The organism is Rhizobium sp. BK538 (assembly GCF_014197575.1).
Classification (GTDB): Bacteria; Pseudomonadota; Alphaproteobacteria; order Rhizobiales; family Rhizobiaceae; genus Rhizobium.
In genome coordinates this window covers 149,208-164,725 of sequence record NZ_JACIFT010000003.1, presented here as the reverse complement: position 1 = coordinate 164,725, position 15,518 = coordinate 149,208, and the positions used below count along the sequence as shown (strand labels likewise).

16 protein-coding genes are annotated in these 15,518 nt (G+C 61.0%); 11 read left to right on the top strand and 5 right to left on the bottom strand.

Annotation, left to right across the window (positions count from 1 at the left end):
- The first annotated feature begins 37 nt into the window (after positions 1–37).
- The 7 genes from FHX09_RS04890 (at position 38) to hemH (ending at position 6,972) form a co-directional block, all read left to right on the top strand.
- Positions 38–322, top strand: coding sequence for a YciI family protein (locus FHX09_RS04890; protein WP_132589171.1), 285 nt, complete (start codon positions 38–40; stop codon positions 320–322).
- A 24-nt stretch (positions 323–346) separates the two neighbouring features.
- Complete coding sequence (locus tag FHX09_RS04885; RefSeq protein ID WP_132589170.1) at positions 347–715, top strand: DUF4440 domain-containing protein; 369 nt, start codon at positions 347–349, stop codon at positions 713–715.
- A gap of 9 nt (positions 716–724) precedes the next feature.
- Positions 725–1,600 (top strand): DUF3445 domain-containing protein, encoded by an 876-nt coding sequence (locus FHX09_RS04880; protein WP_183719505.1) that lies wholly within the window; start codon positions 725–727, stop codon positions 1,598–1,600.
- Positions 1,601–1,742: 142 nt separating this feature from the next.
- Positions 1,743–3,194 (top strand): homospermidine synthase, encoded by a 1,452-nt coding sequence (locus FHX09_RS04875; RefSeq protein WP_132589168.1) that lies wholly within the window; start codon positions 1,743–1,745, stop codon positions 3,192–3,194.
- Positions 3,195–3,364: 170 nt separating this feature from the next.
- Positions 3,365–3,733 (top strand): outer membrane lipoprotein Omp10, encoded by a 369-nt coding sequence (gene omp10 / locus FHX09_RS04870; RefSeq protein ID WP_007797867.1) that lies wholly within the window; start codon positions 3,365–3,367, stop codon positions 3,731–3,733.
- A gap of 183 nt (positions 3,734–3,916) precedes the next feature.
- Positions 3,917–5,812, top strand: coding sequence for a bifunctional UDP-sugar hydrolase/5'-nucleotidase (locus FHX09_RS04865; RefSeq protein WP_184449353.1), 1,896 nt, complete (start codon positions 3,917–3,919; stop codon positions 5,810–5,812).
- A gap of 122 nt (positions 5,813–5,934) precedes the next feature.
- The gene (gene hemH, locus FHX09_RS04860) at positions 5,935–6,972 is read left to right on the top strand and encodes a ferrochelatase (RefSeq protein WP_184449351.1); all 1,038 of its coding nucleotides are present in this window, start codon (positions 5,935–5,937) and stop codon (positions 6,970–6,972) included.
- Here the strand turns inward: hemH and queE are convergent, their stop codons facing one another.
- From queE to queC, 3 genes are read right to left on the bottom strand one after another with little or no spacing between them, the layout of a single operon-like run.
- Positions 6,973–7,710, bottom strand: a complete 738-nt coding sequence (queE, locus tag FHX09_RS04855; protein WP_007797858.1) for a 7-carboxy-7-deazaguanine synthase QueE — start codon at positions 7,708–7,710, stop codon at positions 6,973–6,975.
- Positions 7,707–8,063, bottom strand: a complete 357-nt coding sequence (gene queD, locus FHX09_RS04850) for a 6-carboxytetrahydropterin synthase QueD (RefSeq protein WP_007797855.1) — start codon at positions 8,061–8,063, stop codon at positions 7,707–7,709. Before queD ends, queE begins: the two co-directional genes overlap by 4 nt.
- The gene (queC, locus tag FHX09_RS04845) at positions 8,063–8,773 is read right to left on the bottom strand and encodes a 7-cyano-7-deazaguanine synthase QueC (protein WP_132589165.1); all 711 of its coding nucleotides are present in this window, start codon (positions 8,771–8,773) and stop codon (positions 8,063–8,065) included. The genes queD and queC overlap by 1 nt, the downstream gene beginning before the upstream one ends.
- 202 nt (positions 8,774–8,975) lie before the next feature.
- On the opposite strand from queC, the gene FHX09_RS04840 reads away from it, so the two are divergent.
- Complete coding sequence (locus tag FHX09_RS04840) at positions 8,976–9,980, top strand: SPFH domain-containing protein (RefSeq protein WP_007797849.1); 1,005 nt, start codon at positions 8,976–8,978, stop codon at positions 9,978–9,980.
- A gap of 3 nt (positions 9,981–9,983) precedes the next feature.
- A complete protein-coding gene (locus FHX09_RS04835; RefSeq protein ID WP_007797846.1) occupies positions 9,984–10,439 on the top strand; it encodes an NfeD family protein in 456 nt (151 codons plus the stop codon).
- Here the strand turns inward: FHX09_RS04835 and FHX09_RS04830 are convergent, their stop codons facing one another.
- Complete coding sequence (locus FHX09_RS04830; protein WP_132589164.1) at positions 10,440–11,435, bottom strand: KpsF/GutQ family sugar-phosphate isomerase; 996 nt, start codon at positions 11,433–11,435, stop codon at positions 10,440–10,442.
- Between the two features lie 125 nt (positions 11,436–11,560).
- Between FHX09_RS04830 and FHX09_RS04825 the strand changes: the two genes are divergently transcribed.
- The gene (locus tag FHX09_RS04825; RefSeq protein WP_184449349.1) at positions 11,561–13,084 is read left to right on the top strand and encodes an outer membrane beta-barrel protein; all 1,524 of its coding nucleotides are present in this window, start codon (positions 11,561–11,563) and stop codon (positions 13,082–13,084) included.
- A 69-nt stretch (positions 13,085–13,153) separates the two neighbouring features.
- Here FHX09_RS04825 and galU read toward each other — a convergent pair whose 3' ends face one another.
- Positions 13,154–14,041, bottom strand: coding sequence for a UTP--glucose-1-phosphate uridylyltransferase GalU (gene galU / locus FHX09_RS04820; protein ID WP_007797839.1), 888 nt, complete (start codon positions 14,039–14,041; stop codon positions 13,154–13,156).
- 201 nt (positions 14,042–14,242) lie between these two features.
- Here galU and FHX09_RS04815 point away from each other — a divergent pair, with 201 nt between their 5' ends.
- On the top strand, positions 14,243–15,466 hold the full coding sequence (locus FHX09_RS04815; RefSeq protein WP_132589162.1) for a lytic murein transglycosylase: 1,224 nt from the start codon (positions 14,243–14,245) through the stop codon (positions 15,464–15,466).
- Positions 15,467–15,518: the final 52 nt, after the last annotated feature.

The following is a 15,518-nucleotide window of genomic DNA, read 5'->3' as shown; positions in this document are numbered from 1 at the left end:
TGCGTCGGAACGCAACACCCTGAAAGGAAATTCTGCGATGTTCATCCTCGCCCTAACCTATGTGAAGCCGAACGAGGAAGCCGACAAGCACATGGAGTCGCATATGGCCTGGGTCAGGGAAGGCTATGCAAAAGGTTGGTTCCTCGCCTCCGGACGCAAAGTGCCGCGCACCGGAGGCGTGGTCCTTGCGATCGGACAGCGCGCCGAAATCGATGCCTATGTCGCACAAGACCCGTTCACGGTGAATGGCATCGCCGAATACGAGATCACCGAGGTCGCCATCACCACGACGGCGGCGGGATTGGATACCCTGAAAAACTAAACGCCAGACCAACGTGGCAGCGGTATGAACGACCTCAGTGAACATCTTCAATCTTTGGAACAGCTGTTGTTCGAGTCGGAAGTCCGCAGCTCGCGTTCCGCGCTCGAATCCCTTCTTGCCCCCGAATTCCGGGAAATCGGCGCTTCCGGTGGCCTGTATCTCTATGAGGACGTCATCTCTGCCCTACTCGCTGAGCCACCGGACGGTACAGCGCGCACTTTGACCGATTTCGAGATGCACTTGCTCTCTCCCGACCTGGCGCTCGTCACCTACAGGGCGATGCGGACCGTTCCCGCCAGCCTGCCCGTCAGATCGCTGCGCAGTTCCGTCTGGCGGTATGATGCCGACGGTCAGTGGCGGATGGTCTTCCATCAGGGGACGTTGACGGCATAGAGTGCTGTCATGACGCTTCCGACCCACACGCCCTATGACGGCTCCACTCGCCCGTTCACGATCGGCTTGATGCCGCTCGATCTTGCCCGCTGGATCGAACCGGATAGCGATTGGGCACGCTATATCGGCGAGAAGAAACGACTGATCGAGAGCCATCGCGACGAGATTTTCGTTGCCGAGGAGGAGACCGCGGAGGCGCAACAGGAGGTCTTCGATCTTCTGCAGGCTCACCTTGCAGAATGCCATCCGGAGTTCGCCCACAGCGTTACCGATGGCGTCAACCGGGAGGCGCCACCCCTGCTGCGCGCCGGCCTGCTGGTGCAGGACGATCTTGTCATCATGCGGCGTAAGCAGGACGGCTGGCATCTCGTCGCCGGCTTCGTCGCCTTCCCTTCCTCATGGTCGCTGCAAGAAAAGTTCGGTCGTCCGATGCAGGCGATCCACGCCGACGTGCCCGGTTTCGGCGAAGGGACGCGCAACGCGGCGCTCATCACCCGCATCTTTGATAACCTGCAGGTCTCGCAGCCAGTAGAACGACTGAATTGGTCCGTGAACGTCACGGACGATCTCTTCCTCCCGGTCTCCAAACACCGCCGCCCGCCGTCTGCCGAACCGTTTACGCTCGCCGAGCGCTTTGCGCGGGTCGAGCGGCAGACACTGCGCAGACTGCCCAGGTCGGGCGATATCCTTTTCACGATCCGCGTCCACGTCGATCCAATTGCGGCGATCGCCCATCATCCGAACGCCGGCAAACTCGCCGAAAGCTTCGCCGTGCAACTGGACAGTCTCGATGATCATCAGGCGGCCTATAAAGGTCTGACATTGCAGAAGGCGGAGCTCGCCGCCAAGCTTCGGGCACTCGCAGTCGCCCTCTTTCCCGCCTGATATTTGTGTTCCCGGCCCGAACGCTCTTTATTGTGACGTTGTTTTATGGTTAGAGCCGGTCACTTCGCATTATCTGCGCCATTTCAGATGAATTCTAATTCTTAAGGCTCATCGCCTTCGTCGCCTTCCACAGGAGAAAAGAATGACGGAACAGACCCACCCGGTATATGCCGAAATTACCGGCCCGATCGTCATGATCGGCTTTGGCTCCATCGGCCGCGGCACGCTGCCGCTGATCGAGCGCCACTTCAAGTTCGACAAGAGCCGGATGGTAGTCATCGACCCGCGCGACGACGCAGATCACACCGAAATCATGGCAAAGCACGGCGTGAGGCACATCAAGTCGCATGTCACCAAAGAAAATTACAAGGAGCTACTGAAGCCGCTTCTGACCGAAGGCGGCGGCCAGGGTTTCTGCGTCAATCTTTCCGTCGATACCGGGTCGGTCGACCTGATGAAGCTCTGCCGCAAGCTCGGCGCTCTCTACATCGACACTGTTGTCGAACCCTGGCTGGGCTTCTATTTCGACAAGAGCATGAAGAACGCCGACCGCACCAACTACGCGCTGCGCGAAACCCTGCGCAAGGAAAAGGCGAAGAACCCAGGCGGTGCCACTGCTGTTTCGACTTGCGGCGCTAACCCGGGCATGGTCTCGTGGTTCGTTAAGAAGGCGCTCGTCAACCTTGCCAACGATATCGGTCTGAAGTTCGAGGAGCCGGATCAGCATGAGCGCGAAGGCTGGGCAAAGCTGATGAAGAAGGTCGGCGTCAAGGGCGTCCACATCGCCGAGCGTGACACGCAGCGCACCAAGCATCCGAAGCCGCTCAACGTCTTCTGGAACACCTGGTCTGTCGAAGGCTTCATCTCGGAAGGCCTGCAGCCGGCCGAGCTCGGCTGGGGCACCCACGAAAACTGGATGCCGAAGAACGGCAAGAAACACAAGAAGGGCTGCAAGGCTGCGATCTACCTGGAGCAGCCTGGCGCCAACACGCGCGTCCGCACCTGGTGCCCGACGCCCGGCCCGCAGTACGGCTTCCTCGTCACCCATAACGAGTCGATCTCGATCGCCGATTACTTCACGGTTCGCGACAAGGACGGCGAAGTAACCTTCCGCCCAACCTGCCACTACGCCTACCATCCGGCCAACGACGCCGTGCTGTCGCTGCACGAAATGTTCGGCAATGGCGGCACGTCGCAGCCGGTGCACCACGTTCTCGATGAGGACGAACTGGAGGACGGCATCGACGAACTCGGCGTCCTGCTCTACGGCCACGAAAAGAACGCCTACTGGTACGGCTCGCGCCTGTCGCTGGAAGAAACCCGCCGCATCGCGCCTTATCAGAACGCCACCGGCCTACAGGTAACCTCCGCTGTTCTCGCCGGCATGGTCTGGGCGCTCGAAAACCCGGACGCCGGCATCGTCGAAGCCGACGAGATCGACTACAAGCGCTGCCTCGAAGTGCAGACGCAATACCTCGGACCCGTCGAAGGCCACTACACCGACTGGACGCCGCTGGACGGTCGCCCGGGACTCTTCCCGGAAGAGATCGACACCAAGGATCCCTGGCAGTTCAAGAACATCCTCGTTCGCTGATCTTAGCCAGACCCGCATTCCAAGGTGCCCGCCGCAAGGCGGGCATTTTTGTAACGCCTGCTGTATAAATGCCGTCTCATCTCGACGCAGCCTTGCCTTCCTTGGGTGCTCGCGCCATGTTTTCTGCAACCACACGGATAGTTTTTGCTCCGAATCTCCGGGAGAAGCCTATGAAAATCAGAACCCTCGTTGCCATTGTCGGCGCCGCCGCGGCCTTGACTGCTTGCACAATGTCGTCGCCACGCCCGGTGCCGGTTGCAGCAAATCCGGCTCCGTCTGGCGTCGAAGGCTCATGGGCGGATCCGAACGGCATCATCTCCACCTTCCAGGCGGGAACATTCACCACCCGCACGACCGACAGCAATCAGCTTCTGGCGTCCGGCACCTATGTGAATACCTCTCCGTCGCTGGTCGAGATCAATATGACGTCGCTGGTGCGCAAGACGCAATCCAAGGTCAACTGCGCGCTGGTGACCCAGAGCCAGCTAAACTGCACCTCGGACGCCGGGTCGCAATTCACCTTGACCCGCCGCATGTAAGGTCGCCAGCACCGAACGACAAAAGCTCCCTTCGGGGAGCTTTTTTGTTTACTGCTCTTGGAAAGCACCGAGGCTGTCACAGCTTTTTCTCTTGCCGCCGCTAGTGCTAGGTGAAAACATCGATCACGCAGGGACGGCGGAGCGCAGGGGTCAAAGGCTTCGCCCAGAAATCAGGAGAGCAGGATGACGAAATCATTTCAATTCGGTCTGCTGACCGCGTCGATGCTGACGCTGTCGAGCGGCGCCGCTTTTGCCGATTACGAGCTCAATATTCTTCACATCAACGATTTCCATTCGCGCATCGAGTCGATCAACAAGTTCGACTCCACCTGCTCTGCCGAGGAAGAGGGCAAGAAGGAATGCTTCGGCGGTGCAGCCCGCCTGAAGACCGCGATCGACCAGCGTCGCGATGCCCTGAACGGCAAGAACGTGCTGCTGCTCAATGCCGGCGACAATTTCCAAGGCTCGCTTTTCTACACCACCTACAAGGGCGCAGTCGAAGCCGAAGTGCTGAATGAGATGAAGTTCGACGTGATGACCGTCGGCAACCACGAGTTCGACGACAGCGAGGATGGCCTGGCAACCTTCCTCGACAAGGTCAAGTTTTCCGTCATTTCGGCCAACGTCCTGGCCGGCGACGGCTCCAAGCTCGGCGACCGTATCAAGCCTTCGCTGGTGCTCGATGTCGGTGGCCAGAAGATCGGCATCGTCGGCGCCGTGACCAACGACACGGAAGAACTGTCCTCGCCCGGCCCGAAGGTGATGATCGCCGACGACGTGCAGACCATCACGGCGGCCGTCGAAGACCTGAAGAAGCAGGGTATCAGCAAGATCATCGCTTTGACCCATGTCGGCTATCCGCGCGACCTCGCGGCCATCGCCAAGATCCCCGATGTCGACGTTGTCGTCGGCGGTCATTCGCATAGCCTGCTGTCGAATACCGACCCGAAAGCGGAAGGCCCCTACCCGACGATGGTCGACAATCCCGGCGGCTACAAGGTGCCGGTGGTCCAGGCCGCGTCCTACAGCAAGTATCTCGGCGACCTCGTCGTCACCTTCGATGACAATGGCGTTGTCAAGGAAGCCAAGGGCGACCCGATCCTGATCGATTCTTCCTTCACCCCCGATCCGACACTCACCGCCCGGATCGCCGAGCTCGCCAAGCCGATCGAGGAACTGCGCAAGAAGGTCATCGGCTCCAGCGAAGCTCCGATCCAAGGTGACCGCACTGTCTGCCGCGTCGAGGAATGCTCAATGGGCAACCTCGTTGCCGACGCCATGCTCGACCGCGGCAAGAGCCAGGGCATGACCATCGCCATTCAGAACGGCGGCGGACTGCGCGCATCGATCGATGCCGGCGACGTCACCCAGGGCGAAGTGATCACCGTTCTGCCGTTCCAGAACACGCTGGCGACTTTCCAGCTGACGGGCGCCGAAATCCGCAAGGCCTTGGAAAACGGCCTAAGCCAGATCGAACAGGGCGCCGGCCGCTTTCCACAGGTGTCGGGCCTGAAATACACCTTCGACAGGACCAAGCCCGCCGGCAACCGTCTCGTATCGGTCGAGGCCAAGGAGGGCGACGCCTTCGTGCCGCTCGATGACGCGAAAACCTATGGTGTCGTCACCAACAACTTCATGCGTGCCGGTGGCGATGGCTATTCGATCTTCGAGACAGCAGGCAAGAACGCCTACGACTTCGGCCCCGACCTAGCCGACGTGACGGCCGAGTACATTGCCGCGCACTCGCCCTACAAGCCCTACACCGACGGTCGCGTGACCGAGGTCGCGGCCTCCGGAACCGAAGCACCGGCGACGACGCAACCCGCGCCCGCTGCGCCTGCCTCCCCGACGGCACCGGCAGCGTCGGCGGTCCCGGCAGCGCCGACCGCGGAAGCTCCCGCAGCGCTTGCCCCGAATACGCCGACCAACCACGTCATCGCCGCCGGCGATACGCTCTGGGATCTCGCCGAGCAGTTCTACGGCGACGGCGCGCTCTGGAAGAAGATCTCCGAGGCCAACGGCACGCCGGCGCCACGCCACCTGACGATCGGCAAGGACCTGCAGATTCCGTCGAAGTAAGACGATTTGTCTCGATCCTGAAAGCCGGCCCGGGGTTTCCCGGACCGGCTTTGTTCCTATAGGGTGAACCATCGAAGCCAGGCTGCGTATGAGCCGGCAGACCAGACGATACCGGGGTTTAAATGACGACTGTTGATACTGCGCACCGTCCGGCGGACCATCCGCCCGTGAAATCAGGCAAGGTGGGCGTCCTGCTTGTCAATCTCGGCACGCCCGACGGCACCGACTACGCCTCCATGCGCCGTTACCTCCGGGAATTCCTGACCGACAGGCGCGTCATCGAGTGGTCGCCCTGGAAGTGGTATCCGATCCTGTTCGGCATCGTTCTCAACACCCGTCCGCAGAAGGTAGGCAAGGCGTATGAGACGATCTGGAACAAGGACAGGAATGAGAGCTACCTGCGCACCTACACGCGCAACCAGTCCGACCTTATGGCCGAACGCCTGAAGGACTTGCCGAATGTCAAGGTGGACTGGGCGATGCGCTACGGGACGCCCTCGATCCCCTCGCGCATCCTGACGCTGAAGGACGAAGGCTGCGACCGCATCGTTCTCTTCCCGCTCTACCCGCAATATGCCGCCGCAACGACCGCGACCGTCAACGACAAGGCCTTCCAGCAACTGCTCAAGATGCGCCGGCAGCCGGCGCTGCGCACCGTCCCGGATTATCACGACGACGAGACCTATATCGCGGCGCTTGCCAATTCGGTGACCGACCATCTGGCGACGCTCGACTGGCAGCCGGATATGGTGCTCGCGTCCTTCCACGGCATTCCGCTCTCCTACTCCGAGCAGGGCGACCCCTATCACTGGCAATGCCAGAAGACTGGTCAGCTGCTGCGCGAACGGCTGGGACTGCCGGAGGAGAAATTCATGGTGACCTTCCAGTCTCGCTTCGGCCCGGAAGAGTGGCTGCAGCCCTACACCGACAAGACGGTCGAGAAGCTGGCGCAGGATGGCGTCAGGAGGATCGCCGTGCTGAACCCCGGCTTCGTGTCCGACTGTCTGGAGACGCTGGAAGAGATTGCCGAACAGGCTGCCCATTCTTTCCATGAGAATGGCGGCGAGAAGTTCACCCACATTCCCTGCCTCAACGACAGCGAAGACGGCATGCGGGTGCTGGAAAAGGTCGTTCGCCGCGAACTGCTCGGCTGGGTCTGATCAGACGCCGCGCTTGTTGCCCCAGATCAGGACATGCAACTGGGGCAGCACGCGTGCCTCGAACCACCGGTCCTCGGTCACCTTGTCGACCAGCCACAACATCCTGTCCATGATACCGTCGATATCGACGCGCGCATCGTCGTCGTCGGGTGGCGGTGGCGTGTGGTTTCCCGGCTGCAGGTAGACGGACAGATGTGGATAACGCACCGCCGCCTCCCGGGCATAGGCGTAGTCGAGATCGTCGAAAACGACGATCTTCAAGGCGATGGCAGGCCCATTGCCCGCTTTGCGAAGACAGTCCTCGAAGGCATCCCAGTCCGTCGCCATGCCGCTCGACGGCGGCTTGGGGCTCAACACGAGCACATCGAGATCGGCAAACCATTCCTTGGCGACGCTGCCCTGCGTCTCCAGCGCGAACTTGTAGCCCTGCTCATGCCCGTGCGCGATGAGACCGCCAAGCGGCTGGATCGCCGGGTTGCCGCCCGAAAGCGACACCATGAGCGGCTTGCCGCCGGAGAGCCGCGTCACCTCTGCCCATATGCCATCGACCGTCATGGGCAGCCATTGATCGCGATACTCGCTATCAACAGCATGCAGGCTGTCGCACCACGAACAGCGATAATCGCAACCGCCGGTGCGGACGAAGACGGTCGGCAGGCCGATCAGTATGCCTTCCCCCTGGATCGTCGGCCCGAAGATCTCGCTGACGCGGATCTGCGTCTCGCGAGCCGCGCTCATGGCCGGTATTCCGCCCAGGTCTTCGGCGTCTCGCTGACGCGCACCGCCGATGTCTCCGGCAGTCGCTCCTTGCACCAGTGGTAGAAGTGCTTGGCGAGATATTCCGACGTCACGCGATCATGGCCGAACACTTCGTTCAGATGCCGATGGTCGAAGCGCTCGTCGATGTAGCGCTTCAGCGGCGAAAGCTCGTGATAGTCGCGCACAAAGCCGTTCTCATCGAGCTCGGCGGCAGCTAACTCCACCACGACGATATAGTTGTGCCCGTGCAGTCGCGCGCATTGATGATCGGCGGGCAGATGCGTCAGCTGATGGGATGCAGAGAAGTGGAACTCCTTGGTGATGCGAAACATCACTTCACCTCCCTGGCCCAATAGCCTGACGTTGCGGCCACCCAGAAATCCGGATCCTCGTATTCCGTCGGATCGGCGACGCCGGCCAGATGAAAAGCCTCACGCCGCTCAACACAGGTGCCGCACCGCCCGCAGTGGCGTGTGCCGCCCTTGTAACAGGACCACGTCTCGGCAAAGGGCGTCGCGTATTTCGTGCCATCCGTGACGATGTCGGCCTTCGAGATGTTGACGTAGGGTGCCAGCAGCGAAACGCTGGCATAGCCGTCGAGCGCCTGGTTCTGCATTTCCTGGAAGGCATCGATGAAGCCCGGGCGGCAATCGGGATAGATGAAGTGGTCGCCGCCATGCACGGCAACGGCCACCGCATCCGCCTTCTGGGCCGCGGCGAGGCCGAAGGCGATTGCCAGCATGATAGCATTGCGGTTCGGCACCACGGTCGCCTTCATTGTCTCCTCGGCATAGTGGCCGTCAGGCACGTCGACATCGTCGGTCAACGCCGATCCTGTCAGGTGCCGGCCGATGGTGCGGATATCGATGATCTGGTGCGGCACGCCGAGTCGCTTGGCGCAGGCGGTGGCAAAGTCCAGTTCCTTGCGGTGGCGCTGTCCGTAATCGAAGGAAAGCAGGCCGATAAGTTGATGCTCCGCCGCCACGCGATGGGCGAGCGAAATGGAGTCCAATCCGCCGGAGCAGATGACGATAGTCTTCATAATGAGGATCCCTTGTTTTGACCGGGTGGGCTGCGACCGGTATTTTCTGCGGGACTTCTATGCCAAAGCGACCCCGTTGTGAATAGCCTCCGGACATCCCATATCGAATCCATGATCGAACGGCGTCGCCGGCCGAAGCTACTGGCGTTTGGGGTCGGCTCGTTTAAGGTTGTGACGGTCGATTCTATCGCGGGGGAGTTTTATGGTTCTGGGCGGCTTTGATATCGTCGTTATTGCTCTGGTCGTCTTCGTCATCCTGGTGCTGTTTGCCGGGATCAAGACGGTGCCGCAGGGCTACCGCTACACGATCGAGCGTTTCGGCCGCTACACCCGCACCCTCGAGCCCGGCCTCAACCTGATTACACCATTCATCGAGCGCGTCGGCGCCCGCATGAACGTCATGGAACAGGTGCTCAACGTGCCGACACAGGAGGTCATCACCAAGGACAACGCCTCCGTCTCTGCCGATGCGGTCTCCTTCTACCAGATTCTCAACGCCGCCGAGGCCGCCTATCAGGTATCAAACCTCGAAAACGCCATCCTCAACCTGACGATGACCAACATCCGTTCGGTCATGGGTTCGATGGACCTCGACGAGCTGCTCTCGAACCGCGACGCGATCAACGACCGCTTGCTGCGCGTCGTCGACGACGCGGTGCAGCCGTGGGGGATCAAGGTGACGCGCGTCGAGATCAAGGACATCCAGCCGCCGCGCGACCTGGTCGACGCTATGGCACGGCAGATGAAGGCAGAACGCGAGAAGCGCGCGCAGGTGCTCGAAGCCGAAGGCTCCCGTAATGCGCAGATCCTCCGGGCCGAGGGCGCCAAACAGTCCGCAATCCTTCAGGCCGAGGGCCAGCGCGAGGCGGCATTCCGGAATGCGGAAGCCCGCGAGCGGCTCGCGGAAGCCGAAGCCAAGGCGACAAAAATGGTGTCGGAGGCGATTGCCTCAGGCAACGTCCAGGCCATCAACTATTTCGTGGCCCAGAAATATACCGAGGCACTGACCGCGATCGGCACCGCCGGCAATTCGAAGGTCGTGCTGATGCCGGTCGAGGCTTCCTCCCTCATCGGATCGCTCGGCGGTATCGGCGCGATCGCCAAGGAGGTCTTTGGCGACAATCCGACGCCGCCGGCGCCGCGTCCGCAGCCAACACCGCGCACCACTCCGGCCGTCAACCCCTTCAACCCGCCAACGGAGCGCTGAGCCATGATTGCCAGCCTTGTCGCGGAACTCGGGCCCTGGAGCTGGTGGATTGCCGGCCTGATACTGTTGGCGGCAGAATTGATCGCCCCGGGCTTCTTCCTCATCTGGATCGGCCTTGCTGCCTTGATCGTCGGCATGCTGTCGCTTCTGTTCTGGGATAGCAGCTTCTGGTTCTGGCAAGTTCAAGCCATCCTGTTTGCGCTGCTTGCCGTCGTGGCAACCTTCATCGGCCGCAAACTGACCGTGCGGCACGGCGAAACCGATCAGCCTTTCCTCAATCAGCGGGCCGAAAGCCTCGTGGGGCGTACCGCAACCCTTGCGGAGCCCATTCGCGAAGGGCGCGGCCGTATTCGCCTCGACGATACGGTCTGGCGCGTCAGCGGCCCCGATCTGCCGGTCGGCACCAAGGTAAAGGTAGTGGCAAGCAGCGGCCGCGATCTCACCGTGGAAGCGGCCTGATCAGGCGACGCCGATCCGCAGCAGATCGTGGAAGTGCACGAGCCCGATCGGGCGGTTGTCATCGTCGATCACGATCAACGCCCCGATACTGTGTTGGTTGAGCATCGCCAGCGCGGCCGTTGCCAGCACTGTCGGCTTCACCGTCTTCGGCGTTCGGGTCATGATATCGTCAACCAGCAGTTCGGAGAGGTTGCGCGCCAGGTTGCGCGCCACGTCGCCTTCGGTGACGATACCGCAGAGACGGCCGTCCTCCCCCACGATCCCGACGCAGCCGAAATGCTTGCGCGAGAGTGTCGAGATGGCTTCCGGCACCGACGTCCCCCTCGCTACCAATGGCACGCGATCACCTGTATGCATGATGTCGGCGACGTGGCTGAGACTTGCACCGAGCTTGCCACCCGGGTGGAAGACATGAAAATCGCGGGCAGAGAAGCCGCGCGCGTCCAAAAGGGCGATTGCCAGCGCATCGCCCATGGCAAGCTGCATCAACGTCGACGTCGTCGGCGCAAGCCCATGCGGGCAGGCCTCCTCTTCGTTTGGCATCAGCAAGATGATGTCGGAGGCAGTGGCGAGTGACGATTTCTCGGAACAAGTGACGGCAATCAGTGGGATCGAGAAACGGCGCGTATAGGCAACGATGCTGCGAAGCTCAGCACTTTCCCCGCCCTTGGAAAGGGCAAGAACCACATCGGTCGTGCCAATCATCCCGAGATCGCCGTGGTTCGCCTCGGCAGCGTGGACGAAGAAGGCCGGCGTGCCTGTCGAAGCCAATGTGGCGGCGATTTTCACCCCGATATGGCCGCTCTTGCCGACACCGGTAACGATGACGCGACCGGTGATCCCGGTAATCGTCTCGACCGCCCGCATGAAGGGTGCAGCAAGGCCGTGGCCAAAAGCACGTTCCAAGGCCTCAAGCGCCCGCCTCTCGGTGCCGATCGTCCGCTTCGCAGACTCCAGGACACCGTCTTCGATGACATTTACCGCTCTTTTGATCATGGCACTGGGTTAGCGGTTTTCACCGGCCGAGTCCATCGGCTGATCCTCAAGGCATGCCCGGGAAACGAATGGTTAACCACAAGCCTTTACGTTCGGGTAACGCTTCGAAGCATGCCAGGATCGACATGAGTCATTGGAAGGACACGAGCAGTCTCACGCCGCTCCGCGCGGTGGGCTTTGCCGTGTCCATGGCTCTCACCGTAGGCGCTTTCCTTGTTCCCCAAGCCGCACTTGCGCAGTCGACGCCGGTCTCCAACACCTCGATACGCTCATCCAACGCGCCGGCTTTCGCGGCGCCGGAGGATGAAAGCGATATCCGCGAAACGCCGAATAGGACCACGTCAGCGACCGATAATGCCGCACAAGGAGCCACGACCGCCACCATCGCAGCGCCCGATCAGAAGCCGAGCGATGAAACCACCGGGGCGATCCTTGATGAGGACATGATGCGCCTCAACACGCGCGAGGCGCCGCTCGACGAGCGGCTGCCGCCCCGCAAGCCGGAGCCGAATCCGGCTACCGAGGAAACGCCGGGCATCCACATCGGCACCTTCGTACTGCGCCCCACCATCACCCAGAGCATCAACACCGAGACGCAGGAGGATGGCGGCGTCAAGCAGACACGCGCGTTTCTCGAAACGGACATGCACACGACGCTGACGTCCGACTGGGCTTTGCACCAGCTCTTGGTGACGACCGACGGTGCCTGGCAGAAAAACGTCAGCGGCGAAGGTGAAGAACAGCCGGATTTCAGGATTATCGGCGATCTGCGCCTTGATCTTCCAGAGGATACGACGGCGCACATTACCGGCGGCTATCATTTCTACCGCGAAGACACTGATGATCCGAATGCCGTGCAGAACGCGGACCAGCAATCGGATGTCCAGGAATTCAGCGCCGGCGCCTCGATTGAACGCGATTTCGGCATCCTGCGCGGCAGTACCGGCATCGATCTCAACCGCGCGATCTATTCCGACGCCACGTTGTCTGATGGCACGACTGTTTCGCTGGGCGACCGCAACCAGACGAGCGGCACGATCCGCGGTCGCATCGGCTACGAGCTGTCTCCCGCACTCATTCCCTTCATCGAGGCCAATGTCGGCAAGACGGTCTATGACGAGAGAGTTGATTCGGCCGGCTTCCGCCGGTCGGGGGATAGCTATGGCGCCAAAGTCGGCGTCGAGCTTGATATGGGCGAAAAGCTTCGCGGGGAGGTTGGGGTTGGCTACGAGACGGCCACCTTCGACGATCCGCGCCTTTCGGATATCGACACGGCCGTGGTAGACGCTCAACTCCTTTGGTCGCCGCTCAGAGGCACCGACGTCAATATCGGCCTGCTGACAAGCATCAACCCGTCGACGGCTGCCGGTGAATCCGGCTATGTTTCCCATGCCTTGACGACGGGCGTCACGCATCAGCTGCGTGACAATCTGACAGGCACCGTCCTCGGCGGCATCACCTACCGCGACTACCCCTCCGATAGCCCGACCAGCGACGAGACGGTCTACACTACGAGCGCCGGCCTGACCTGGAACATCAACCGCTACCTCGATCTGACCAGCACGATCGGCTACGAACTGACGTCTCGCAAGACGAGCACTGACTCCGAACAGTGGCGGGCCGGTGTCGGCCTTAAACTGAAGCGCTGAAACGAAATCCGCCTCCAAGTGGGAGACTTGAAGGCGGATCAATCTATTCAAGAATTATCTAGACTTGCCTCAGAGGCCCTTCAGCAGCGCCTTGAAGCCTTCCTCGACCGTCGGGCGGATATCCGCACGTTCCAGTGCGAATGCCACGTTGGCGAGGATGAAGCCATCCTTGGCGCCGCAGTCGTAGGTCGTGCCGCGGAAATGATAGCCCGCGAAGGTCTGATCCTTGAGCAGCTTCAGCATGCCGTCGGTCAACTGGATTTCGTTGCCGGCGCCGCGTTCCTGGGTTTCCAGGATCTTGAAGACCTCAGGCTGCAGGATGTAGCGGCCATTGATGAAGTAGTTCGACGGCGCTGTGCCCTTGGCCGGCTTCTCGACCATGCCGGTGATGCGGAAGCCATCACCGATCGCTTCGCCGACGCCGACGATGCCGTATTTATGGGCCTGATCGGGGGCGCACTCCTCGACGGCGATGATGTTGCCGCCGCTCTGGGCATAGAGATCGATCATGCCCTTCATGCAACCCTTGCCTTCGCTCTTCATGATCATGTCGGGCAACAGTAGCGCGAATGGCTCGTTGCCGACGATCTCGCGGGCGCACCAGACGGCGTGGCCGAGGCCGAGCGGCTCCTGCTGACGGGTGAAGCTGACCGTACCAGCCTTGGGAAGCTGGCCGGCAAGCAACGTCATTTCCGCCTGCTTGCTGCGCTCGCGCAGCGTCTGCTCGAGTTCGAAGTGAATATCGAAGTAGTCTTCGATGATGTGCTTGTTGCGACCTGTGACGAAAACGAAATGCTCGATGCCAGCTTCCAGGGCTTCGTCGACGACATACTGAATGATGGGTTTGTCGACGACAGTCAGCATTTCCTTCGGCACGGCTTTGGTGGCCGGGAGAAAGCGAGTCCCGAGACCTGCAACCGGAAATACAGCTTTGCGAACTTTTTTATGCTCTGCCACACAATCCTCCTGCGATGATTACACCGCTTGAAATAAAAGGCATTTCTGATTGGACTAGATGAGATTTGCTACCGTTTTGCAAATGGTGACTGCGTTCCTGCGTCATGGTAAAGAATTTGTTGACTCCGTTCGGGTAGTCTCGGGCCTGAGCGGAACTTCGCGCTCTGCTGTGCCTGAAACGAAAAGGACGGATGACCGCCGATGACTCAAAATCACAGAAATTCCCTTCGTGGTCTTGCTATTGCATTCGTCGTGACCGCGTCCGCCGGCCTGGCTCCCATCAATGCGAAAGCAGATCAGCAGTTCCAGAAGTGGATCGCGGACTTCTATCAAACTGCCGCTCAAAATGGCATCAGCAAGGCAACCTATCGCAAAGCCTTCGCAGGCGTCAGCGATCCGGACCCGACCGTGCTCGAGAAGGCTGCCTATCAGCCTGAATTCACGACAAAAATTTGGGACTATGTGGATTCCCGTGTAAATCCCTATACGGTCCAGATCGGCCGTCAGATGGCCGCCAAGCATGGCGCGACGCTGAATGCGATCGAACGCCGCTTCGGCGTCGACAAATCGATTCTCCTCGCGATCTGGTCGATGGAATCCAATTATGGCGCAGTTCTGGACAAGGACGACCGCCTGCATTACGTGCCGCGGGCGCTGGCGACACTCGCCTATGCCGATGAACGCCGCGCGAAGTTCGCCAAGAAGCAGCTCATCGCGGCTTTGAAAATCCTTCAGAATGGCGACATTTCCCCGAACGGCATGACCGGCTCCTGGGCGGGCGCCATGGGCCACACCCAGTTCATTCCGACAAGCTATCTTCTCTACGCCATCGACGCGGACGGCAATGGCCATCGCGACATCTGGAACTCCGTGCCCGATGCCTTGGCAACATCCGCGAACCTGCTGATGAAGAACGGCTGGGACAGGGGCAAGACCTGGGGATATGAGGTCGTCGTGCCGGCGAGCGCACGCAAGCAGGTCGGCAAGACCCACACACTGGCGCAGTGGGCCTCCCTCGGCCTGACACGGCCCAACGGCAAGGGTTTCCGCGACGGCGGCGGCAACGCCGTCCTCAAGATGCCGGCCGGTCCCAACGGCCCCGGCTTCCTGATGACCAGCAACTTCTTCACGATCAAGAGATACAACGCCTCGGACAGCTATGCGATCGGCGTCGGGCTGCTCGCGGACGAGCTCGCCGGCTACGGCGGCATGAAACAACGCTGGCCCCGACCAGACGGCACACTCGACATGAAAGAGAAGTTCGAACTGCAGACCCGCCTGAAGACGCTCGGCTATTATGACGGCGAGGTCGACGGCAACTTCGGTAGCGGATCGAAGGCAGCCATTGCGGCGGTCCAGGCACGCATGGGAATGCAGCAGGACGGCGAGCCATCGCTGCCGCTCTTGAACGCGCTTCGCAAGTAGACGGAATAATCGGCGACATGCATTTTGGGGTGTGGACGCACCTTCCCGCTCC